Origin of the sequence: Streptomyces sp. NPDC005803 (assembly GCF_040630435.1) — a bacterium.
GTDB lineage: Bacteria > Actinomycetota > Actinomycetes > Streptomycetales > Streptomycetaceae > Streptomyces.
In genome coordinates this window covers 181,741-203,569 of record NZ_JBEXXO010000017.1, presented here as the reverse complement: position 1 = coordinate 203,569, position 21,829 = coordinate 181,741, and the positions used below count along the sequence as shown (strand labels likewise).

18 protein-coding genes are annotated in these 21,829 nt (G+C 70.7%); 7 read left to right on the top strand and 11 right to left on the bottom strand.

Going from position 1 to position 21,829, the window contains the following annotated elements; all coding sequences use genetic code 11:
- Window positions 1-143: 143 nt before the first annotated feature.
- Window positions 144-1,823 carry an FAD-dependent oxidoreductase gene (locus tag ABZ454_RS24325; RefSeq protein WP_359540830.1) on the bottom strand — a complete coding sequence of 560 codons (1,680 nt, stop codon included), beginning with the start codon at window positions 1,821-1,823 and terminating at the stop codon, window positions 144-146.
- A gap of 174 nt (window positions 1,824-1,997) precedes the next feature.
- Between ABZ454_RS24325 and ABZ454_RS24320 the strand changes: the two genes are divergently transcribed.
- A complete protein-coding gene (locus tag ABZ454_RS24320; RefSeq protein ID WP_359540828.1) occupies window positions 1,998-2,474 on the top strand; it encodes a VOC family protein in 477 nt (158 codons plus the stop codon).
- Between the two features lie 22 nt (window positions 2,475-2,496).
- Here the strand turns inward: ABZ454_RS24320 and ABZ454_RS24315 are convergent, their stop codons facing one another.
- The 4 genes from ABZ454_RS24315 to ABZ454_RS24300 all read right to left on the bottom strand — a co-directional run bounded on the left by ABZ454_RS24315 (window position 2,497) and on the right by ABZ454_RS24300 (window position 5,972).
- Entirely contained in the window at window positions 2,497-3,333 is an 837-nt protein-coding gene (locus ABZ454_RS24315) for an alpha/beta hydrolase (protein WP_359540826.1), read from the bottom strand.
- Window positions 3,334-3,463: 130 nt separating this feature from the next.
- Window positions 3,464-4,177, bottom strand: a complete 714-nt coding sequence (locus ABZ454_RS24310) for a response regulator transcription factor (protein ID WP_359540824.1) — start codon at window positions 4,175-4,177, stop codon at window positions 3,464-3,466.
- Window positions 4,178-4,539: 362 nt separating this feature from the next.
- Window positions 4,540-5,022: an SsgA family sporulation/cell division regulator gene (locus tag ABZ454_RS24305; RefSeq protein ID WP_359540823.1), complete on the bottom strand. Its 483-nt coding sequence runs from the start codon at window positions 5,020-5,022 to the stop codon at window positions 4,540-4,542.
- A 113-nt stretch (window positions 5,023-5,135) separates the two neighbouring features.
- Window positions 5,136-5,972 carry an alpha/beta hydrolase gene (locus tag ABZ454_RS24300; protein ID WP_359540822.1) on the bottom strand — a complete coding sequence of 279 codons (837 nt, stop codon included), beginning with the start codon at window positions 5,970-5,972 and terminating at the stop codon, window positions 5,136-5,138.
- 1,317 nt (window positions 5,973-7,289) lie between these two features.
- On the opposite strand from ABZ454_RS24300, the gene ABZ454_RS24295 reads away from it, so the two are divergent.
- The 4 genes from ABZ454_RS24295 (at window position 7,290) to ABZ454_RS24280 (ending at window position 15,092) form a co-directional block, all read left to right on the top strand.
- Complete coding sequence (locus ABZ454_RS24295) at window positions 7,290-8,711, top strand: RICIN domain-containing protein (protein WP_359540821.1); 1,422 nt, start codon at window positions 7,290-7,292, stop codon at window positions 8,709-8,711.
- 434 nt (window positions 8,712-9,145) lie between these two features.
- Window positions 9,146-13,234: a discoidin domain-containing protein gene (locus ABZ454_RS24290; RefSeq protein ID WP_359540819.1), complete on the top strand. Its 4,089-nt coding sequence runs from the start codon at window positions 9,146-9,148 to the stop codon at window positions 13,232-13,234.
- 108 nt (window positions 13,235-13,342) lie between these two features.
- Complete coding sequence (locus ABZ454_RS24285; protein ID WP_359540818.1) at window positions 13,343-14,554, top strand: cytochrome P450; 1,212 nt, start codon at window positions 13,343-13,345, stop codon at window positions 14,552-14,554.
- Between the two features lie 352 nt (window positions 14,555-14,906).
- On the top strand, window positions 14,907-15,092 hold the full coding sequence (locus ABZ454_RS24280; RefSeq protein WP_359540816.1) for a hypothetical protein: 186 nt from the start codon (window positions 14,907-14,909) through the stop codon (window positions 15,090-15,092).
- Between the two features lie 143 nt (window positions 15,093-15,235).
- Here ABZ454_RS24280 and ABZ454_RS24275 read toward each other — a convergent pair whose 3' ends face one another.
- The 5 genes from ABZ454_RS24275 to ABZ454_RS24255 form a co-directional block, all read right to left on the bottom strand.
- Window positions 15,236-15,838, bottom strand: a complete 603-nt coding sequence (locus ABZ454_RS24275) for a GNAT family N-acetyltransferase (protein ID WP_359540814.1) — start codon at window positions 15,836-15,838, stop codon at window positions 15,236-15,238.
- Window positions 15,839-16,270: 432 nt separating this feature from the next.
- Window positions 16,271-17,107 (bottom strand): GNAT family N-acetyltransferase, encoded by an 837-nt coding sequence (locus ABZ454_RS24270; protein WP_359540812.1) that lies wholly within the window; start codon window positions 17,105-17,107, stop codon window positions 16,271-16,273.
- Complete coding sequence (locus ABZ454_RS24265; protein WP_359540810.1) at window positions 17,104-18,018, bottom strand: alpha/beta hydrolase; 915 nt, start codon at window positions 18,016-18,018, stop codon at window positions 17,104-17,106. Before ABZ454_RS24265 ends, ABZ454_RS24270 begins: the two co-directional genes overlap by 4 nt.
- Before the next feature lie 35 nt (window positions 18,019-18,053).
- Complete coding sequence (locus ABZ454_RS24260; RefSeq protein WP_359540808.1) at window positions 18,054-19,004, bottom strand: RNA polymerase sigma factor; 951 nt, start codon at window positions 19,002-19,004, stop codon at window positions 18,054-18,056.
- 23 nt (window positions 19,005-19,027) lie between these two features.
- Window positions 19,028-19,987 (bottom strand): LysR family transcriptional regulator, encoded by a 960-nt coding sequence (locus ABZ454_RS24255; RefSeq protein WP_359540805.1) that lies wholly within the window; start codon window positions 19,985-19,987, stop codon window positions 19,028-19,030.
- Here ABZ454_RS24255 and ABZ454_RS24250 point away from each other — a divergent pair.
- The gene (locus tag ABZ454_RS24250; protein ID WP_359540804.1) at window positions 19,970-20,119 is read left to right on the top strand and encodes a hypothetical protein; all 150 of its coding nucleotides are present in this window, start codon (window positions 19,970-19,972) and stop codon (window positions 20,117-20,119) included. The genes ABZ454_RS24255 and ABZ454_RS24250 overlap by 18 nt on opposite strands.
- 185 nt (window positions 20,120-20,304) lie before the next feature.
- Window positions 20,305-20,907 (top strand): DUF308 domain-containing protein, encoded by a 603-nt coding sequence (locus ABZ454_RS24245; protein WP_359540803.1) that lies wholly within the window; start codon window positions 20,305-20,307, stop codon window positions 20,905-20,907.
- Between the two features lie 177 nt (window positions 20,908-21,084).
- On the opposite strand, the gene ABZ454_RS24240 is transcribed toward ABZ454_RS24245, so the two are convergent.
- A complete protein-coding gene (locus ABZ454_RS24240) occupies window positions 21,085-21,708 on the bottom strand; it encodes a DedA family protein (RefSeq protein WP_359540854.1) in 624 nt (207 codons plus the stop codon).
- Between the last annotated feature and the right edge of the window lie 121 nt (window positions 21,709-21,829).

The following is a 21,829-nucleotide window of genomic DNA, read 5'->3' as shown; positions in this document are numbered from 1 at the left end:
CACATGTCGCGGGGCCGGGCCCGCCGCACCCTTCCGCCCGAAGTCGCCGTACCGACAGCGGAAAGATCATGGTGTGCGCCCGCCGCGCCATGTGCGGGCAGGCCGGGGGTCCGTCTCCCCCGGCGTCCTGGAAGCGGCGGGGCTCAGAGCGTCGCGAGGTACTGGTGGACCGAGCGCACCGCGCTCGCACCGTCGCCCACCGCGGCGGCGACGCGCTTCATCGAGGCCAGCCGCACGTCACCGGCGGCGAACACGCCCGGCACGCTGGTCTCGTACGGCAGCGGCTCGCGCCCCAGTGCCTTCCACAGCGGTCCGCGGTCCTGTTCCGACAACTGCCGGTCCGTCGGCACGAATCCGTCCGGGTCCAGGTGCACCCCGCCCAGCCAGGCCGTTGCCGGCCGGGCCCCGATGAAACAGAACAGACCCGCGCAGTCGGCACGACGTTCCACGGTGCCCTCGGCGCGCGTGGTCAGGGACACGCCTTCCAGCGGCCGGCCGTGCAGCGCGGACACCTGGGTGCGGGTGCGCACGGTGATCCGCGGTTCGTTCATGATCCGTTCCACGAGGTACGCGGACATCCGCGCGCCGAGATCGGGCCCCCGCACCACCAGGGTGACCTCGGAGGCGTACCGGGACAGATGCAGTGCGGCCTGCCCCGCCGAGTTGGCGCCGCCGACCACCGCGACCGGGCGGCCGGCCACGGCCTGGGCCTCCAGGTCGGTGGCCGCGTAGTAGATGCCGCATCCGGTCAGCTCCGTCCAGCCGTCGAGGGGGAGCGCCCGGTACTCCGCGCCGGTGGCGACGATCACGGCCCGGGTGCTGATGCGGGTCCCGTCCATCAGGGTCACGACGTGGTGCCCGTCCTGCGTGCTCAGCCCGGTGACACCGCACGGGCTGGCGAGGTGCACACCGAACTTCAAGGCCTGCACGGCGGCACGTGCGGTCAGGTCCGCGCCGCTGAGGCCGAAGGGGAAGCCGAGGTAGTTCTCGATGCGCGCACTCGTGGCGGCCTGACCTCCGACGGCAACCCCGTCCAGCAGGACCGTCTCCAGTCCCTCGGAAGCGCCGTACACCGCGGCCGCGAGCCCCGCCGGGCCGGCGCCGACGACCGTGAGGTCGGCGGAACCGCGTCCGGTACGGCGGTAGGTGAGGTTGAGCTGCTGGCTGAGCACGCCCGGCGTCACGCGTGGCGTCACCCGGTCGTGCGAGGTCAGTGCCGCGGGCAGGTCGTCCGTGGTGAGCCCGGCCGAGTCGAGCGCGCCGGCGCCCTGGGGGGAGTGGGCCTCCAGCCACTGGTGGGGGACACCCTGGCGGTCCAGGAAGGTCCGCATCGCCAGGCTTTCGGCTGATCCGGCGTCCCCGACTATGCGCAGCGTCTGTTGCGTGGCCTGGCGCAGCAGCCGGCGCCGGGCGAGGATGGCCCGCAGGATCAGGTCCGACAGTTCGGTCTCCTGGGCCATGAGCCGGCGGAAGGCTTCGGGGCGCACGCGGTGAACCGTGCCGCCGACCGCGACCCGCACGGTCAGTCCTCGCCGCTGCCCGGTGAGGAGATTGAGTTCCCCGGCGAACTGGCCGGGGCCGTGGGTCATGAACAGGTGTCCGTCGCCCTCGGACGACGGGATGATCGCCTCCAGCGTCGCGGTCCCGCACAGGAAGAGATCGACCGAGTCGTCCTCGACCTCGTAGAGGACTTCGCCCGCGCGAACCTCCTCACACGTGGCGTACTGAGCGGCCCGGGCGAGTTGTCCGTCGTTCAGCCGCACTTCGGCGGCGGTGGCGAGATCGTCCGGACGGTCACCGATCTCGGGGAAAGAGGTAGCCATGTCCGAAGAATGCCATCGTGTCCGGGTGCCGGGCTACGGATTGCTGCCCCCGTGTGGCCTGTGCGGCCCACACGTGCACGCCAGGACGGTTTCCGTGCGCGAACGGGCACACCCACCGGCGGCGGAGGAGCGTGACACAGGGCAGGGCGGCGGGTGTGAACGTAGAGTCGCCCTATGACCGACCTGCCCGCCGTCCGAGGACTGCACCACATCAAGATTCCCGTCTCCGACCTCGGCCGGAGCATCGCCTGGTACACCTCCGTCCTGAGCGCACGGCGCCGGGAGGCACTGGACCACATCGCCCTGGACGGCACGCTGTTCGCCGTCATCCTGGATGTCCCCGGCACCGGCGTGCCGCTGGAACTGAGAAGCGATCCGGTCTCCGCCGGGCGGCTGTCGGGCTTCGATCCGCTGACCTTCCTGGTCCACGACCGCGCGGCCCTCGACGGGTGGATCCACCACCTCGACGGGCTGGGGGTGGCCCACTCACCGGTCCTCGTCGCGATGACGGGCTACCTCCTGGTGGTCCCCGACCCCGACGGCGTCCGCCTGCGGTTCTACACCGGCGAAGCCCACGGACTGGGCCCCGAACGCGTGGACTTCGCGTCGGCATGGCTGCGTCCTGGCCCCGTGCCACACACCACGGCGTGACCGGCCGGCGCAGCGCCCTCCTTCAGTCCTGAGACGCGCTGACCGGCACACCTTTCCAGAAGCGCGTCATCGCCTCCACGGTCGCCCTGGGGCGTTCCACGTGCGGCGAGTGCCCGGTCCCCGTGAGGACCGTGTGCCGGGCGCCCAGGCGACGTGCCATGTCCGCGAGCAGCGACGGCGCCCAGGTGTCGTCCCGGTCACCGTGCAACACGTGCACCGTGAGCGCGTCCAGGCGGGCCAGTTCCTCGGTCCGGTCCGGTTCGTCGAGCAAGTTGCGCCCCGTGGCGAGCAGATGCGTGCGGCTGGTGCGGAGCCAGCGTTCGTGACGCGCTTCGGCGTCCGGCGACGCGGCCTGCTGCGGACGCAGACGCTGCAGAGCGTGCCATACCTGATCCATCGACATGGTGGTCAACGCTCCCGTGAGCAGTGTCACCTGCCCCCTGCGCTCCTCGCCCACTTCCGCGGGTCCGGAGGACAACAGCGTCAGCGAGGCGAACGCCGACGGGTCGGCGAGTACCGCACCCCGAGCGATCTGACCTCCCATGGAGTGGCCGACCAGGTGCGCGGGTGTGCCGAGCTCCCCGGCCAGCGCCAGAACGTCCGCGCTCAGTTCCTCGCGTCGGTAGGACGCCGCGGCGTCGTCGCCGCCGTGCGTCTCGTTCTGGCCCCGCAGGTCCACCGCGACCACCCGGTAACCGGCCTCACACAGCAGCGGCAGGATGGAAAGGAAGTCCTCTTTGTCCCTGGTGTAGCCCGGCAGCAGCAGCACCGTGCCGAGAGTGGGCGACACCGGTCCGGCCGTGAGGGCGGCGAACACGCCGCGGCGGGTGCTCACGTCCTGACGGAGAAGAGGAGACATGTTTATATGAGACACGCATGGATTGTATGACGGGCATTCACACATGTGCGTACGTGGGCGTCTTGCGTGACCTCTGAGTGATCCGCCCGCCGCAGCGCGACGCGACGGCCCCACGGAGGCGTCGCGCGCCTCACAGGGCGCCGCTGCGGATCGCGTAGGCCACGGCCTGTGTCCGGTTGCGCAGACCCAGGCGTGTGATGACGTCGTGCAGCACGTTCTTGATGGTGCGTTCCGAGTAGTTGAGGCGCCCCGCCACCTCCGCGGTGCTGAGCCCCTCGGCCAGCAGGCGCAGGACGTCCACCTCACGGGCCAAGAGATCCGACGCACCCGACTGCCGGTCCGGAAGGGCCCGCAGACGTTCTACGAGCGCGCGCACCAGAGTCGCGGGCAGCGGCGATTCCCCGCGCAGGGCGCTGCGGCTCGCCTGCACGATGTCGGCGTACCCGACCTCGCCTCGCAACAGCACACCCACCACACCTCGCTCGACCGCGTACAGAAGGTGCCGTTCACTGATGGCGTCCACCACGAGCAGCACCGGAACCCCCTGCTCCTGACCGGAACCGGATACCTCCTCGACCCGCTTGAACGTCGCCATGGTGACCCGGTGGGCCAGGACGAGAGCGATGTCGGCGTTCTGCCAGTCTCCCCAGGGCACCACACGCATTCCCGCCGCCCCGCGAAGGTAGGCCTGGGCCCCCTCCTGCGTGAGCATGTCGCTCGCCGTCACGGCGAGTGACACCGGCAGGGCGTCGGCTTCGGCGCCCCTTCCCCGCATGTCTGCCGCCGGCGTGTCCGGCACCGACGTCAGGTGCAACCGCCCGGCCGAACCCACGCGTTCCCGCATCGGTGCTCCAACGGCGTGTCCAGTCATGTGTGTTCACCGAGTTTCTTCAGTGCGCGGTCGAGTTTCCGCCGAGGCCGACGCCCGGCCGGGGGGAACGCTTCGTACAGGGGAGAGAACCGCTGTCCGCCCGGTCGGTAGCCTGCCACACGTGCCTGTCCAGTCACACTTGGCCACCCCGCCGGGTGTGACCGGCCAGGCAGGTCCTGCCAAGCTAGACGGTTACGACGTGCCTGACATCTGTCATTCGACGTAGTTGCTGACGGGCCGGCGGCGCTGCCCGAGGGGGCCACGTCCGGACCGGCTCCTGTCACGGTCACCTGGGCGCGACGTTCGTGGTGGCACCCTTCGGCCGCACCTGGCGCTCAGTCGCGTCGCTGCAGCAGGTCCCGCTCCAGTGCGTCCCAGTCGAGCAGTTCCGGCTCGCTGCCGCGGGGCACCAGCGCGTAGGTGGCGTCGAGCCAGGACTTCACCTGACTTCGGTCCGTCTCGAAGGTGACCCGTCCGCCCGGCGCCCAGAAGCTGAGGTACAGCCGGCGGCCGAACAGCAGGTAGCGGGGGTCGGGCCGGATTCTGAGGGCGCCCGTTCCACAGGACGCCGAGGTGCCTGCGGCCAGCAGGTCGCGCGACACCGACCAGCGACGCGGAGCCCCGGCCACCGCCGTGCGGAATTCGACGCGGACCGAGAACGGTTCGTCGACGGTGTAGAGCATGCGGCACGGGAACCACGCGCAGCTGCCGGTGCTCCTGCCGGCACCCGGCGCCATCCGCGCCCGCAGGTCGAGGACGGGGCGGAAAGGGGTGTCCCCCCGGCCGTTCCGGCTGCGGTCCCCTCCGGGGTCGGTCATGCGGTCGTGCTCCTTGGTCTGCGCACACCCAAGTCCTTCGGGTGTCCTTGTCCGAACCCCGTGCGGCGGCCCGCACCACCGGTGGGTGCGGGCCGCCCGGGACGTGGTCGTGACTACTTGGCGAGGAAGGTGAGCAGGGCCTCGTTGACCTCTTCCGCGTGGGTCCACAGAAGGCCGTGCGGGGCTCCGTCGACCTCGACGTAGTCGGCCTGGGGGAGCGCCTTGTGGAAGGGGCGGCCGGTGGAGTCGATGGGCAGGACGTTGTCCGCGGTGCCGTGCAGGATGAGCGCGGGAACGTCGATCTTCGGAATGTCGGCCCGGAAGTCGGTCGGCCAGGTGAGGGGGGCCGCCCAGGCGGCGTGCGCGCCACCGGTGGCGGCGACGTTCCAGCTGTTGGTGACGGCTTCCTCGCTGATGCGGGTGCCCAGGTTCTCATCCAGGTTGTAGAAGTCGTTGTAGAAGGACGTGAAGTAGGCGTAGCGGTCGTTCTTGGCCGTGTCGGAGACGCCCTGGAAGAAGTCGGCGTCGCCCGCACCGGTCGGGTTCTCGTCGGTCTTGAGCAGGAAGGGTTCCAGCGAGGCCAGGAAAGCCGCCTTGGCGACCCGGGCGGAACCGTAGGTGGAGAGGTAGCGGGCGACCTCGCCGGTGCCCATGGAGAAGCCGACCAGGGCAGCGCCCTGAAGGTCGAGCGTCTCCATGACGGTGTTGAGATCGGCGGCGAAGGTGTCGTAGTCGTAGCCGACGGTGGGCTGGCTGGACTGGCCGAAGCCGCGGCGGTCATAGGTGATGACGCGGTAGCCGGCGGCGAGGAGGGCCGTCGTCTGCTTCTCCCACGAGTGGCCGTCGAGAGGGTAGCCGTGAATCAGGACCACCGGCCGGCCGGTGCCGTGGTCCTCGTAGTACAGGTCGATGTCGGTGGAGTTCTCCTGGCCAACGGTGATGAACGGCATGACGTTCCCTTCGGACACGATGCGGCGGTGCGGAGGCGCCGGCTGAACTGGGGTGTGGATGCTCATGGCGCCGGTACGGCCGTGGCCGGGTGGCGCTGTCTGCTGATGCCGCCCGGGTCCGCTCCGCCGGGCAACGCACCCACCATCTCCCGGGGGCAGGAGTCGCCGAATCTGTCTAACGACTTATGTCTCGGGCCTTTCCGTCGTCACGGCCCACAAGTAAGGCTGCCCCCTATCATACGATTCATCCCTTATCTGCATCTTTTCCCCCACCCTGACGCGATGCTCGCAGTGGCCATTCCCCGCCCGACGGGCCGGTGCACGGCGGGGCCTCCATGCCGTACGCGGCCGGACTGGACGGGGGCTTCCGCACGGACTCCGCAGTCAGATGACTGATGCTGCCGCGCACGGGTGAGACAGACGTCGGCGGCCGTCGGGCGAGAGGCTTCCTGGTGTGGGGCCCCGAACCGGACAGCGAGCGACCGTTCGGGGCCGGTCATGCTTTGCAGGCTGGAAGGGGCGGGCTGGCTGAGGGCGTGGTACGACCCCGAGCCCCGGACGGGCCTGTCCGACGAGGCGGTGCGCGGGTCGGCGCCGGGCCACGCACCGCGACGTTCGCTCCAGGACAGTGACGCGCGCACCGCAGCGCGACGGGCACTCCCGTCCGTCGGTGGAGGCGCGGACGGGAGTGCCCCGCCGGTCAGGGCGGGGAGACAGTGCGGGCGGCCCGCGTCCGCGGTGTCGCTGTGCCGGGTCGTGGGCCCGGTCCTCCTCGGCACCTGGAACGTGTTTGAGAAGTCCCCCGTGGAAGAGGTAGCGGCGATCGGCGCGTGCTCCCGGCGTGCCGGGTGTCGCGACGCCGCGGGGACTTCCCGACATGTCGTAGGCCCTGGCCGCCGTCCGGGGCCCGATGGCGCGGCTCGGTGACATCCGCGGGTCGGTGGTGGGTGCTGGTGAGGGGGTACTCGTCACTGCGCCGTCGGGCGCCTCCCCAGGCTTCAAACTGCCTGAGACATGCGATGTTTGATGTCTGCAGGCGAGCGGTTGGACCACCAAGTCGTTCCATTTTGGCACTTGTTGACCTATTGCATCCCTTCAAATTGGTTGACATTCACGGGTGTGATGTCGGACGTTCAGCCGTGACCCACCGATGCTCCACAGGGCCGGAAAGAGGGCACGCAGATGACTTCCAGAGACAGGAACCCGAAGCCGGGGCGCGGGCGGCGCCCGGCGGCTCTTGCCGCGGCGACGACCCTGCCGGCGCCTCCGCCGGCAGGGCTGGGCGCGACCGGGACCGCGCAAGCGGCCACGGTGGACGTGGGCACGTGGTATGAGCTGATCAACCAGGGCAGCGGCAAGGCGCTGGGCATATCCGGCGCGAGTACTGCTGAGGGAACCGCCGTTCAGCAGTGGGCCCCCAACGGCGGTGCTCATCAGCGGTTCCAGTTCGTCGATTCGGGTGACGGCTACTACCGACTGAGGGCCCAGCACTCGGGCAAGGTGCTCGACGTCCGCGGCTGGTCCGGCGCCGACCACGCGGACATCGTGCAGTGGGGCGACACCAACGGCTCGAACCAGCAGTTCCGGCTGGAGGGCTCGGCGGACGGTTACGTCCGTCTGATCAACCGCAACAGCGGCAAGGCCGTCGAGGTCCGAAGCGCTGCCACCACGGACGGTGCCAAGGTGGTGCAGTCCACTGACTGGGGCGGCGCCCACCAGCAGTGGCAACTGGTCCCCGTGAGGAGCGTCTCGGAGCAGGTGCACACCGCAGGGCGGGTCAAGGACCTGGGGGAGACAGTGCAGTTCAGCTGGCCGGGGGTGTACTTCGAGGGCCGCTTCCGCGGAACCGGCCTCGGGGTCGTACTCGACTGCGCGGCCGCCGACTACGACGTCCAGGTCGACGGGGCCACCGTCGCCACCTTGGTGACACCCGGCGACACCGCGCACTGGATCAACGGCCTGCGGGACGGCGAGCACACGGTCCGGGTCGTCAAACGCAACGACACTCCGGGGGAAACCAGCACGTTCGGAGGCTTCGTCGCCGCGCCCGGGGGTGCCGTACTGAGCAAGCCGGCGCCCCGGGACCGTCAGATCGAGTTCATCGGGGACTCCCTCACGGTGGGCTACGGCAATGTCTCGGGCACCCGCGACTGCAATCCGGAGCAGCTCAAGCGGAACACCAACACCGACGTGAGCCACGGCGCCCTCACCGCCCAGCAGCTGGACGCCGATTACCAGATCAACGGCATCTCCGGCCTCGGCATGGTGCGCAACGTCGCCGGCATCTGCCCGGACATCGCCTACCGGACCTACTACGACCGCGCCCTGCTGAACGTGGACGGTGACGTCTGGCAGAACCCGGGGACATGGCGCCCCCAGATCGTGGTGATCAACCTCGGCGCCAACGACTTCTCCGACCTCACCCCCGGTGAACCGTGGACGCCCGACAGCCTCGCGGTCGCCTACCGCACCGCCTACGGCGAGTTCCTCCGGAAACTGCGGACGCGCTACGGCGCCGGCACCACCCTCGTGGCAGTCGGCTTCGACGGAAACGCCGAGCACGTGCGGCAGGTGGTCGAGGCGTGCAACGACGCCGGCGACAGCCGGGTCCACTACTGGTTCCTCGACCAGTCGGGCCTGGACTTCCTCGGCTGTGACCGGCACACCTCGGCTCACGACGACCGGCTGATCGCCGACCGGCTTGCCCCCTTCCTCCGCAGCCTGGTGACGGGATGGTGAGAACATGACCACCCTGCCCAAGCCGTGATCGTCACGTTCGCTCACGTGGCCGCCCGGCGGCACATCACTGCCCACCGGTCATCAGAAGGATCACTCCGAGATCATCGAGGCACGAGACGAGTCACGGGAACCACGTCAGAACACGGCCTGGGGGAGCCGGGCGAAACACGTGTCAGGTGCGGAACGGACAGGCGTGGCGGAGCTGCCCGGCCCGGGGCGAACGATGACACGCCTCCCCCGGGCAGGCGGAGAAATCCCTCCGGGTGGTGCCATGTTCGCGGCCCGATGACGCGCATTCCTGTCACATGTCTTGACAGGAGCTGAGCAACGACAACACCCTTTGGCAACGTTGTCAGGCGCCTCGCCTCTCCGTTTGGAACCAGGCCCGGCGAGATATCCGTCTCCCGCCCCACACCCGATTGGACGCCCCGCACATGGAAGCTCACGAGCATCCGGCACACCGCCGCCTCCCCTCCAGGCGGTCGGTGGTCACCTCCGGCTCCACCCTGCTGGCCGGTTTCGGACTCGGCGGTGTGTTCCCGGCGGCCGCCCGTGCCTCCGCACACCCGGCGGGTCCCCCCGCGCACCGCCTCTCCCAGGATCTCGCGGTCTACCGTCCGGTCGAGGTGTCCTCGTCCGCGTACGGGCCCGCCCCGGCCTCCTTCGCGGTCGACGGCATCGCCGAGAGGGGCGTGCGCGGCACCGGGTGGCGTGCGGCCGACGGCGATCCCCAGTGGATCTCGGTCGACCTCCAGACGGAGTGCGAGGTCACCGGCGTCCGTCTGACCTTCGAAGCCCAGGCGGGTGACGCGGTGTTCACGCCCGCCCCGAGCGGCAACTGGGCGGACGGCACCACCGGCGAGGAGATCCTGTCCAGCTATGCGACCGACTTCGTGGTGGAGACCTCCCGGGACCACGCGTCATGGACCGGCCTGTACCGCACAGCCGCCGGCACCGGCGGCGTCGTCGAGCTCGAACTGCCCCGCGCCGTGACCGCCCGCTGGGTGCGCATGACCTCCTACCGGCGTTCCAGCGCCAACCCCCTGGGCCTCAACGGGTTCGAGGTCTACGGCTCCGTCGGCGGCCACCGCCCGGCCGCGACCGGCTGGACGGACTGGGGCAGGCACCACGGCCCGGCGCCCGCGCTCACCGTCGCCGACGACGGCACCGTGCCCATGGAGTCCGGCTGGACGCTGACCTACGACGACCGCGCGGAGGGCGACGGGACGGACCTCTCCGCCACGGGCGTGGACACCAGCCGCTGGCTGCCCGCGACCGTGCCCGGAACGGTGCTGGCCACGCTCGTCGACCAGGGCCACCTCCCCGAGCCGGCAGCCGGCATGAACAACCTGCGCGTCCCCGAGGCACTGTCCCGGCACTCCTGGTGGTACCGGCGGCAGTTCTCCCTGCCGCGGGACCTGCGCACCGAACCGGGCCGAAGGGTGTGGCTGGAGTTCGACGGGGTCAACCACCAGGCGGACATCTGGCTCAACGGCGCCGAAGTGGGCCGGCTGACCTATCCTTTCGCCCGGTCCGCCCATGACGTCACCGCACTCCTGGCCGCCCGGGGCGACAACGCCCTCGCCGTCCGGATCACTCCGATGCCCGTCCCCGGCAGCCCCGGCGACAAGGGGCCGGCAGGGGAATCCTGGGTGGACGCCGGCGCCGGACAGATGAACCTCAACTCGCCCACCTATCTGGCCGTCTCCGGCTGGGACTGGATGCCCGCGGTGCGGGACCGGGCCGCCGGCATCTGGAACCACGTCCGGCTCCGCTCCACCGGGGACGTCGTGATCGGGGACCCGCGCGTCGACACGGTCCTGCCGCTCCTTCCCGACACCTCCGTCGCCGAGCTGACCCTCACGGTGCCGGTGCGCAACGCCGGCCCGGCCGACCACCGGGTGACCCTCTCCGCGGCCTTCGCCGACGTACGGGCGGAAACCACCCTCACCGTTCCGGCGGGGAAGAGCCTGGACGTCGTCCTCAGCCCCGCATCCCACCGCTCCCTGCGCCTGAAGAACCCGGACCTGTGGTGGCCCAACGGGATGGGTGAGGCACACCGGCACGAGCTGACCCTCCGCGCGACCCTGGACGGCACCGAGAGCGACCGGCGCACCACGCGGTTCGGCATCCGCCAGTTCGGATACGAGTACGACGTGCCCCTGCCGTTCACCACCCACGGCAACAGCTGCGCCCAGTCCGTCCCCACCGGCGGTCAGCAGGCGAGGTACGTACGCATCAGGTGCCTGACCAGGGCCACCGGTTGGGGCAGCTCCCTGTGGTCGCTCGCCGTGGCCGACAGCAACCGCCCCGGTGTCGACCTCGCCCTGCACGCTCCGGTCACCGCCTCCAGCACGGCCGGCGACGACCTCGGCCCTGCCAGGGCGACCGACGGCGACTCGGGCACCCGATGGTCCTCGGCCTACGAGGACGACCAGTGGATACGCGTCGACCTCGGCGCACGGCAGTCCTTCGACCGGGTGGACCTGCTCTGGGAGCAGGCGTACGCCGCCACCTATGCCGTACAGGTGTCGGACGACGACGACACCTGGACCGATGTGGCGCACGTCGACAACACGGCGGTGCCGCTGCTCTTCAACCGAGGGGACGCGAGCCTGCGCACCCATGACTTCGCGGCCGCCACCGCGCGGTTCGTACGCATCGCCTGCGGTCTGCGGCAGACGAGCTGGGGAAACTCCCTGTGGTCGCTGGCGGTGACAGACAGCGGAAATCCGGGGACGGACCTCGCCCGCCATGGCCGGCCGACCGCTTCGTCCGAGGAGCCCGACCACCCCGCCGCACACGCCACCGACGGCGACAGCGGTACCCGGTGGTCCTCCAGGGCGGAGGACCACCAGTGGATCCAGGTAGACCTGGGCTCCCGGCGGACGTTCGACCGGGTGGCCGTCACATGGGAGACCGCCTACCCGAAGACGTACGTCGTCCAGGTGTCCGACGACGCGCAGAACTGGACCGATGTGGCATCGGTGACGAACACCCCCGAGCCGTTGAAGATCAGCGTCAACGGGGTACGGGTCCTGGCGCGCGGCGGCAACTGGGGCTGGGACGAACTGCTGCGCCGGATGCCCGCCGCGCGGATGGACGCCGCCGTGCGGATGCACCGCGACATGAACTTCACCATGATCCGCAACTGGGTCGGCAGCAGCAACCGGGAGGAGTTCTTCGCCAGCTGTGACGAGCACGGCATCCTGGTGTGGAACGACTTCCCCAACGCCTGGGGCATGGACCCGCCGGACCACGACGCCTACAACGCGATCGCCCGGGACACCGTGCTGCGCTACCGCCTCCACCCCTGCGTCGTGGTGTGGTGCGGGGCGAACGAGGGCAATCCGCCGGCCGCGATCGACGCGGGGATGCGCGAAGCGGTCGAGCGGCTGGCCCCGGGCATCCTCTACCAGAACAACTCCTCCGGCGGAATCATCAACGGCGGCGGGCCGTACCACTGGGTCGAGCCCGCGAAGTACTACGACCCGTCCTCCTACGGCAGCAACAGTTTCGGCTTCCACAGCGAAATAGGCATGCCGGTCGTCTCCACCGCCGCGAGCACCCGCGCCATGGCCGATGACGAGCCGGCCTGGCCGATCGGCGAGGTCTGGAACCACCACGACTGGAGCGAGCACGGCAACCAGGCACCGCAGGGGTACAAGGCGGCCATCGAGGAACGCCTGGGCACCGCGACGGACCTCGAAGACTTCGCCCGCAAAGCTCAGTTCGTCAACTTCGACAACACCCGTGCCATGTTCGAGGCATGGAACGCCAATCTCTGGGACGACGCCAGCGGACTCATGCTCTGGATGTCCCACCCGGCCTGGCACAGCACCGTGTGGCAGACCTACGACTACGACTTCGACGTCAACGGCGCCTACTACGGGGCCCGCAGCGCCTGCGAGCCCCTGCACGTCCAGGCAGACCCGGTCCGGTGGCAGGTGCATGCCGTCAACCACACGAGCCGTGCGATCAGGAACGCGACCGTCACCGCACAGTTGCACGATCTGAGCGGCGCCCGGCTGGGAGCGCCCAGACGGGCCGAAGTGAACCTCGAGCCGTCGACCGTCGTCCCCGCGTTCACCGTGGACCACACGGACGCCCTGCCCGGTCTGCACCTGCTACGGCTCACCCTCGAGGACCGCGAGGGCGCCGTCCTGTCCCGCAACACCTACTGGCGCCACCGCACACCCGCCGACATGCGGCGGCTGTCCACGCTCCGGCAGGTCGCGCTGTCGACGACGATCACCCGCCTCACGCGGTCGGGCGCCCGCCACGAAATGACCGCCACCGTCGCCAACCGGGGCCCTGTGGTCGCCGCCATGGTACGGCTGTCCCTGCTCGACGGCGCCGGCGAGCGGGTCCTGCCGACGCTGTACGACGACAACTACCTGTGGCTGCTGCCCGGCGAGTCACGGGCCGTCACCCTGTCATGGCCCGCCGCTTCGTCGCCTTCGGGCCGGCCCGTCCTCTTCGCGGAAGCTTTCAACAGCCGGCCCACGAGGACTCGCGCATAGGCACCCCGCCGCCGGGGACACACATGTGGTCGTCGGCGGCGGGACCACACGGGGAGCGACCGCAGGGGTGCCCGGCCTTGTCCGTCACGGGTCTGCTTAGCTGGTGCGATGAGTGAGTCAACACCTTCCACCAGCCCGGCGGTTGCTCCCGAGGACCTCTACCAGGACCCCTACGCCGTCTACGGGCGGCTCCGCGAAGAGGGACCGGTCCACCGGATCACCGGCACGGACGGCCTCCCCGCCTGGTTGGTCACACGTTACGACGACGTCAGGCAGGCACTCGCCGATCCCCGGCTGTCCCTGGACAAACGCAACGCGACCCCGGGCGGCTACCGGGGCATGGCCCTGCCGCCCGCTCTGGACGCCAACCTCCTGAACATGGACCCGCCGGACCACACACGTATCCGGCGCATGGTTTCCAAAGCCTTCACCCCGCGCCACGTCGAACGGTTGCGGGCGCCCGTCCGGCACACGGCGGACCGACTGCTCGACGCCCTGGCCGGACAGGACCACGTCGACCTCATACCCGCCTACGCCGCCCCGCTGCCGATCGTCGTCATCTGTGACCTCCTGGGCGTGCCCGCTTCCCAACGGCACGACTTCCGCGCCTGGACCGACGCCCTGGTCGCCCCCGACCCGGCGCGGCCGGAACGCGCCAGAGAGGCCGTGGGCCGGCTCCTGGCCTTCTTCACCCGGCTCATCGCCGACAAGCGTGCTCATCCCGCCGACGACCTGCTGTCCGCCCTGATCGCCGTCCGCGACGAGAAGGACCGGCTCAGCGAGGACGAGCTGATGTCACTGGCCTTCCTCATCCTGGTCGCGGGATATGAGAACACCGTGCACCTGATCGGCAATGCCGTCGCCGCCCTGCTCGCCGACCCGGACCAACTGGCAGCACTCCGGGCCGACCCCGGTCTGCGGGACCGGGCCGTGGAAGAACTGGCACGCTACGACGGCCCGGCACCGCTCGCCATCCGGCGCTTTCCCACCGAGGACGTCGTCATCGGAGGTGTCACAGTGCCGGCCGGTGAGACGGTACTGCTCTCGCTCGCCGCCGCGCACCGTGATCCGCGCCGCTTCCCCGACCCCGACCGACTGGACCTGAGCCGGGACGCCACCGGGCACCTCGCCCTGGGACACGGCATCCACTACTGCCTCGGCGCTCCGCTGGCCAGGATGGAGACGGGCATCGCCCTCACCGCGCTGTTCGAACGCTTCCCGCAGCTGTCCCTCGCCGTCCCCGTGCGGGAACTGCGCAGGCGCCCCTCGTTGCGCTCGCGCGGACTCATCGCGCTGCCGGTGCGCACGAGTCTCCGCTGACCGCACGATGCCGGGATGCCACCCGGTCAACGGAGTGACCGCAGCGCGTTCACTTGGTCGACCGGGTGGAGGCCGTCGAGTGCCGCGCGTCGCGGCGGCCATGGGCAGCTCCGGGATGCGGGTTCCAGGTCGTGGTGCGACGTGCGGCCACTTCGGGGCGCCTGGCCGGGACATACCGGCCGCGGCACGCGAGGCGGGCGGCCGCGACCAAGTAGTCGTTTGACGGAAGCCCCGCGAGGGCCGCCTGGGCGATGCTTCGATCGTCCCACTCGCTCCACGCGGAGCGCACGGACCCGCCACCCGTGCCCGACACGGGGGGCCGCGCCCGACACCCCGATCCGGAGAAAGCCGCATGCGTCTCAGAAGAATCCGCGTCAACCATCAGATCATCGCTACCGCGGCGATCACCCTGGTCCCCTTGGTCGCGGTGACCGCCAACGCCTCGGCGGGACGTGGCGCGCGGGTTCCACCCGACCAGGGCTCGGGTGTCGTACTCCTGTCGGACGGCGGAACTCCGTCGGCTACGGGCGCCCGCTGAATCGGGCGGGGCGGCCGCTCTGCGGCTCGGCTTCGAGGCCGGGGCCGCCCGAGCCGCCCCGCCGTGTGAGCCACGGCCCGGGTGGCGAGCCGACATAACCGATCGGGACACACCGCGCCCTTCCGTCTCGGCCGGACGAGTGCTCAGGCCGGAACACACGCGCACGCCTGCCATTCCCCGGCGCGTATCACCCGCCCGGGGACGGGAAGTTCCAGGTGGACGAGGTCGTCGCCGTGCCTCTCCACAGATTCCGGCCCGCCGGGCGCGGCGGGCCGTGCCCCCAGGGCTCGGCAGATCGCGGCCATACGGCGGTTGGAGGGCGCGGTGAAGACCGCCACGCCGCGCATGCCCAGGCCCGCCGCCCGTGAGAGGGCCCAGTGCGTCAGTGCCGTCCCCAGGCCGGCGTCCTGCCAGTCGTCCTCCACCAGCAAGGCCAGTTCGCCGCACCGCGAGGTGTCACCACGCAACAGGTGGGTGACGGCGACGACCGTGCCGGGGGCCCCCACCGGAGCGGTCACCCAACTGAGGCCGTGTCCGGGACATGTGAGCTGGGCCCATTCCCGTTCCCGCAGGACGGAGCGTCCGGTCTGGTACCGGCTGTAGATCGTGTCGGGGGAGCAGCGGCCGTGCATGGCGTTCACGGCGGCGAGGTCCGCCGCCGTGGCGGGCCGGGTCATGGTGGCCCGGCCCGACCGCGTCAGGATCAGGTGGCCGGCCGGGCTGGGAGAGACTGGGGGCAGAGGCATCGAGCGTCACTTCCAGAACCTGTTGGAGGGAGGGCCGGCCCGAACACGACCGCCCGGGCCGCGTGTTCGCTGTCCCTGACGTCCCTCGCTCCGTCCTGCAGGACCGGCGCATTCGCTCGCGTCGATCCGCGCCCCCCGATGCGGGACCACCGGAGCCCGGCCGATGGAGGGCACGTCCCTGGCCGGTGCAGTGCGCACACTGCACACACATACGAGGTATGTGCCGAGCCTACAACCGTGATCGCGTGCTTCGCGCCGTGCCGGCAGGGCCGGTGAGCCGTCTCCAGGGGCTATGCACATGTTTCATCACCGGGACGACGGTGAAACGCAGGACGCCTGGGGGCGGGGCGCGTGCGCGGGCCTCATGCCCGCGCCGACCGTATGGAGAGGCGGGTGCGCTGCGCTTCGACCGCAGAGCCTACGGGACAGCCCTTAGCCGTGCCAGACCCAGGTGACCCTCTCGTAGAGGCGTTCGAAGCCCGTGCGCAGCATGTTGTGCAGCGACGTGTTGTGCTCTCCGGGGTCCTCCGCGCCGGTCTCGGCGACGAGCCAACGGCAGCCCGCGGCCTGTGCCGCTGTGGCGCGCGCTGTGAGCAGGGCCGACTGGGCGCCGCGGCCACGTCCTTCGGGGAGGGTCGCGCCGCCGAACATGGCGGCGCATTCACCCCGCAGGAAGACGCTGCCGACCGCGATGATCCGCTCGTCCTCCCAGACGGCGTACTGCTGCCAGTCCGGTCTGCCGACGCACGAAGCGGCCATGTCGGTCATGGCCTCGGGCTCGGTGAATCCGAACGTGGTCATCATGACGGTGGCCCACTCGCGTGCCCGGCCGGGTTCGACGGGGCCGACGCGCAGAGCCGGGTCGAGCGCGGCGATGCCGTCCCTCGCGGCAAGCGCGGTTTCGGTCTCGCAGCCCAGCTTGACGTAGCGGGGCCCCTCGGTGAGGCCCAGTTCCGCTGTGATCTCCGGCCAGTTCGGCGGCAGCGACGCCGGCGCGATGGCGAACGACGCCTGCGATGCGCCCTGTTCGCGGAAGAAGTCACACACCCGCGCGACGAGGGCCGCGGTGACGGGCTCCTCGCCGAAGCCGCCGGCCCGGTCGAAGAAGGTGCTGGGGTCCTCGCGGACCGTGACCGCGAGTGCTGGGCCGAACTGCTGGGAACTGATGCCCAGCGCTTCCCGGACGGACGACGGCGCACCGGTGGCGAAGTCCGCGTATGCCTCGATCTCGGTTCGCTCGCCCAGGCCGATCGGCAGGGTGGTCTTCATGAGGGGTTCCTCTTCTGGTTGTCGACGAATTCCAGTACGGCGGCGGTGAACGCGTCCGGCTCCTCGATGTGGCCGAAATGGCCGCTCTCGGGCAATGCGCACAGGTGGGTGTCCGCGATCCCCGCGTCCAGCTCGTAGGCGTAGCGCGGCGGGCAGATGAAGTCGTGGAGACCGACGATCACCAGTGCCGGCGCTTCGATCATGCCGAGCCGGTCCCGCACGTCCCAGGCGACCGGCCGCCGGTTCGGGTCAGGTGTGACCCGCAGGGCGAGTCCGCCCGCTTCCGCCGAGGTCCTGCGGTAGTCAGCGTAGTACGCCGGAAGCAAGGTGTTCAGGTGACGCTCGTGCGAAGCGTCATCGTATGCGAGCCCGCCCGGCAGCATGGCCTTCCACGCCCGGGCCGCGTTCACCAACTCGGGCCGGTCCGCCCGACGGCGGGCGAGTGCTGCCATCTTCGCGGTGGCCGTGTCGGTCAGTTCCTTGCCGTACACCGGAGCGGTGTCGTAGAGGATCAGGCCGTCGAGACGCTCGGGATGGTCCAGGGCGAACTGCTGGGCGACGAAACCGCCGTGCGAGTGGCCGAGGAAGTACGCGGTCGGGGCGCCGAGGTCGTTCAGCACGGCTTCGGCGAAGCGCGCATAGCGGGCGGGTGAGTAGTCTCCGTCCGGCAGCGGGTCGCTGTCACCGGAACCGACGGGGTCGAGGTACACCAAGGTCAGATCGTGCGCCAGTGCGGGCATCCGCAGGTACTCCGGATGAACTCCCGGGCCTCCGGGGTGCACGAGGCAGAACGGGCCCTCGCCCACGACCCGGTAGGTCTGGCGCACCCCGTCCACGACGACGCGCCGTGCGTCGCCCACGTCCGGACCGGTGCCCGCGGGGCGCTCCGGGCTGTGGTCATTGCTATCCATACACACAAGACGCGGTGAAAGCGGGAGAAGTTCGATCAGTGTCCGGTGGACATTTCGTGACCGGTGAGGCCCCGGCGCGGGTGATAGAGCCGCAGGCGGCTGGTGCGGCCTCCGTCCAGGAAGTGCGTCCACACGACGCCGGCCGGACAGTGGAAGGGGTCCTCGGGCGGATTGAGCAGGGAGACCTCCCAGATGACCACCTCGCGGCCGGCGACCACGTTCGTCAGCTCGTGACGTACACCGTCGGACAGGTCACGGTCGAACGCGGCACCCAGGTAGTCGACGGAGGTGTGCCTGCCCGTCGGCCATGTCACCTCCGTGTGAGGCGACCACCAGTCGGGCAACGACGACAGGAGGACGCCTCGTCGGGCGGACTCCAGCGTCTCCTCGGCCCGTGCGCGGTGCAGGGAGCTCAGGGCGCCGGCGTCTTCGTGCGTCCGGTCAGCCGACTCGGCCAGCGCATCGGCCAGCTTTCCGCGGGCCTGGTGCAGCCTGCTGCGCACGGTGCCCACCGGTGTGCCGCACAGCGCCGCGATGTCCTCGTAGGACGTCACGTCGGTGAAGTAGCGCAGCATCGTGACCAGTCGCAGCCCTGGGGACAGACCGTCGAGCGCGGTCCACACCCAGTCGCGCAGCGCATGCCGATCGATCACCTCCGCCGGATCGGGCGGCCCCGCCGAACGGTTCGCTGTCGCGATTTCGGCCGGTTCCGCCATGGGAACGGCCGATGTCCTGCGCAACTGGGAGCGGCACACATTGCGTGTCACCGCCCGCAGCCACGGACCGACCGTTGACGGATCGCGGATGCTTCCGACGCGGCGCAGCGCGAGGAGTGCGGCTTCCTGTACGGCGTCCTCGGCGTCCGGACCGTGGCCCAGCAGAGCCACCGCCACCGCGTGCATGGCCGAGCGGTGCCGCGTGAACAGGAGCCCCAGGGCGCTGACATCGCCCGCCTGCGCCGAGAGCACCAACGCGGAATCCGGCACGTTCCCAACGTCCGATATACCGGTCATACGAGAAGCTCACCGCCGAAGAACGGAGAACCTGCTTCTTCTGTCGAGGGCATGGACGCTTCCCGGGCCGCGGCGCGTTCCAGCTCGTCCAAGGCAGCCACCACGGCGGGTACCCGCGCGAGAGCGGGCAGAACAAGAGCGACGGTCTCCCGCCGGACCGCCGGGACGAGAGTGACCGCGCGCGTGCCGCGTGGAGCCGAGGAACCGATGGAGGACCGGGGAACGGCCGCCACGCCGAGGCCCGCACCCACCAGGCCGGCCACCGTCGGCCAGTCGTCCGTGGAGAAGGCGACCCGTGGGGTGAACCCCGCCTCCAGGCAGGTGCCGACCAGCGGCCCGCGGCAGTGCGGACAGCCGGCGATCCAGGGCTTCCCGGCCAGCTCGACGAGACCCACGGAGTCGGCACGGGCCAGCGGGTCCGCCTCGGGGATCAGCGCCATGAGCGGGTCGCTCACCAGGGGCCGCAGGAGGAGGTCCCGCCACTCCTCGGTCTCCGCGCCGCCGGTGTGCCTGAAGGAGAGGGCCACGTCGCACGCGCCCGCGCGCAGCATCTCCAGCACCGCCGGCGGTTCGGCGTCCTCGAAGAACACCTCGGTACCGGGATGGGCGGCCCGGATCGCGGCGAGGACGGCGGGCACGAGGACGGCACCGCCACCGGGGAAGGACACCAGGCGCACCGCGCCCGCCTGCAGCCCCGCGAGAGCCGCGACCTCGCGCTCGGCAGCGTCGAGTTCCTGCAATATCGTGTCCGCGTGCCGGACGAGCACCTCGCCCGCCGGTGTCAGCCGCGTCCGGTGACCGGCACGGACGATGAGCGGCGACCCGGCCGACTTCTCCAGCGCCGTGATCTGCTGCCGGACGGCAGGCTGGGTGCAGCCCAGCAGACGCCCCGCCCCGGACAGCGACCCCGTGGCGGCTACGGCGCGCAGCATGCGCAGATGACGAACCTCGATCACTTGAATTCCCGTCCCTTGTCCGACGATGAGTCGGGCGAATCCCTGACCCGCCGCACGCCCGGTCGCTCGATGCGGCGACGGGCCGTCGTCGATGGCGGCTCGGACGGAATCCCCGCGTGGCAGAAGGCGTGACATGCCCGGACGGCCCCCCACATGTGTGGTCCGGCACGTCACACGTCCGTGTACACGGTAAAGGATGGCCGGCACGTCCCGACCCGGAAGCCGGTGTCCCGTCACACGTAGGTCGGATGACCGATGACGGCGGACACCGGCGCCGTGATGCTGGAGGTTCCCAGCCTGAAAGGAGTCGCGACATCATGGTCATCGCGAACGAAGCACCGAGTGGTTCCAGCCGGTGGAACGAGTCGAGGGTGGCGGACCTCCTGGGATCCGCAGCCTGGAAGATCATGGTCGGTGGCGGCGTGGTCGCCGCCGCCGTCGGACTGGTCACCCTGATCTGGCCCGGCGCCACCCTGGCCGTCGTCGGCACGCTCTTCGGCGTCTACCTGCTCGCCTACGGAGTGACCCAACTCGTCGGCGCGTTCGGGCCGCACGCGCCCGGTTCCTCCCGGGCCCTCCTGGTCCTCAGCGGAAGCCTGAGTGTGCTGCTCGGCCTGATGTCCTTCCGGAGCGTGGCGCAGTCAGTTCTGCTGCTCGCGGTCTGGATCGGCTTCGGGTGGCTGCTGAGCGGCATCACGATGACCGTCACGGCGGTTTCGGGGCCGGACCGTCCGCTGCGGGCGTGGAGCGGGCTGCTCGGTGTCCTCACCCTCCTGGCGGGGCTCACCGTCGTCATCTGGCCGTTCTCCTCCATCGCCACGTTGGCGATCGTGGCAGGCGTCTGGCTGGTGGTGATCGGTGTGACCGAGATCGTCCATGGCGCCCAGGTCCGCCGCCACCTGACCGTGACAGGCCTCTGACTCATCTCGTGACGAGTCCGGTGCGGCACCCCACCGCGGATGCTGGGCCGGGCCGCGCAACCGGACGGCGGCGGCCATGAACCACGCCTGCCCAGAGAACGACCACCGACGGCCGCCCCGTCGAGCCGGCTCCCCGAACGCCGCGTCACCGGCCGACGGGGCCCGCGACGACCGCGGTCATTCGGCCGTGTCTCCTGCTGCGGCCGCTCGCCGGGAGCGGACAACCTCCACCAGCAGCGGCGCGATGGACACGATCACGATCAGCGCCACCAGCGGAAGGAGATAGCGGTCGACGTCGGGGATCGAGGACCCCAGCGCGTATCCCGCCAACGTCAGGCCGATGCTCCAGACCAGCCCGCCCGCGACCTGCCAGACGGCGAAGGTCCTCGCCGGCACGCCCAGCACCCCCGCCAGCGGGTTGATCACGGTCCGCACCACCGGCACGAAGCGGGCCAGCACGATGGCTTTCGCGTGCCCGTACCGCCGCAGCAACTCCTCGGCCCTGGCCGCCCCCTCATGGAGCCTCTTCGACCCGCTGCGGGCGAGCAGCGCTCCGCCGGCCTTCCGGCCGATCGCGTAACCGCACTGCGCGCCGACCAGCGCGCCCACGGCCGCCGCGAGCAGCAGTGGCGCCAGTTGCATGCGCACGGCCCGGTCGGCGGTGTCGGCGCACAGCAGGCCGGCCGTGAACAACAGTGAGTCGCCGGGCAGGAAGAACCCGACCAGCAGTCCTGTCTCGGCGAACATCACGAGCCCGACACCGAGCACGCCGAACGCGATCAGGAGCGAGCGGGCGTCCATCACGTTGACGGCGAGCTGCGAGGCAAGGTGTACGGGCACCGTGTTCAACTGACGGCCTTCCAAGAGGTGGGGGAAATCGGGGGGTGGCCCCGTTCGGGGCATGCGCGCATGCAGCCCGAGC

Coding starts and splice junctions, on each gene's coding strand:
- ABZ454_RS24325 (WP_359540830.1), bottom strand. CDS start 1,823: ATGGCTACCTCTTTCCCCGAGATCGGTGACCGTCCGGACGATCTCGCC.
- ABZ454_RS24320 (WP_359540828.1), top strand. CDS start 1,998: ATGACCGACCTGCCCGCCGTCCGAGGACTGCACCACATCAAGATTCCC.
- ABZ454_RS24315 (WP_359540826.1), bottom strand. CDS start 3,333: ATGTCTCCTCTTCTCCGTCAGGACGTGAGCACCCGCCGCGGCGTGTTC.
- ABZ454_RS24310 (WP_359540824.1), bottom strand. CDS start 4,177: ATGCGGGAACGCGTGGGTTCGGCCGGGCGGTTGCACCTGACGTCGGTG.
- ABZ454_RS24305 (WP_359540823.1), bottom strand. CDS start 5,022: ATGACCGACCCCGGAGGGGACCGCAGCCGGAACGGCCGGGGGGACACC.
- ABZ454_RS24300 (WP_359540822.1), bottom strand. CDS start 5,972: ATGCCGTTCATCACCGTTGGCCAGGAGAACTCCACCGACATCGACCTG.
- ABZ454_RS24290 (WP_359540819.1), top strand. CDS start 9,146: ATGGAAGCTCACGAGCATCCGGCACACCGCCGCCTCCCCTCCAGGCGG.
- ABZ454_RS24285 (WP_359540818.1), top strand. CDS start 13,343: ATGAGTGAGTCAACACCTTCCACCAGCCCGGCGGTTGCTCCCGAGGAC.
- ABZ454_RS24280 (WP_359540816.1), top strand. CDS start 14,907: ATGCGTCTCAGAAGAATCCGCGTCAACCATCAGATCATCGCTACCGCG.
- ABZ454_RS24275 (WP_359540814.1), bottom strand. CDS start 15,838: ATGCCTCTGCCCCCAGTCTCTCCCAGCCCGGCCGGCCACCTGATCCTG.
- ABZ454_RS24270 (WP_359540812.1), bottom strand. CDS start 17,107: ATGAAGACCACCCTGCCGATCGGCCTGGGCGAGCGAACCGAGATCGAG.
- ABZ454_RS24265 (WP_359540810.1), bottom strand. CDS start 18,018: ATGGATAGCAATGACCACAGCCCGGAGCGCCCCGCGGGCACCGGTCCG.
- ABZ454_RS24250 (WP_359540804.1), top strand. CDS start 19,970: ATGACGAACCTCGATCACTTGAATTCCCGTCCCTTGTCCGACGATGAG.
- ABZ454_RS24245 (WP_359540803.1), top strand. CDS start 20,305: ATGGTCATCGCGAACGAAGCACCGAGTGGTTCCAGCCGGTGGAACGAG.
- ABZ454_RS24240 (WP_359540854.1), bottom strand. CDS start 21,708: ATGGACGCCCGCTCGCTCCTGATCGCGTTCGGCGTGCTCGGTGTCGGG.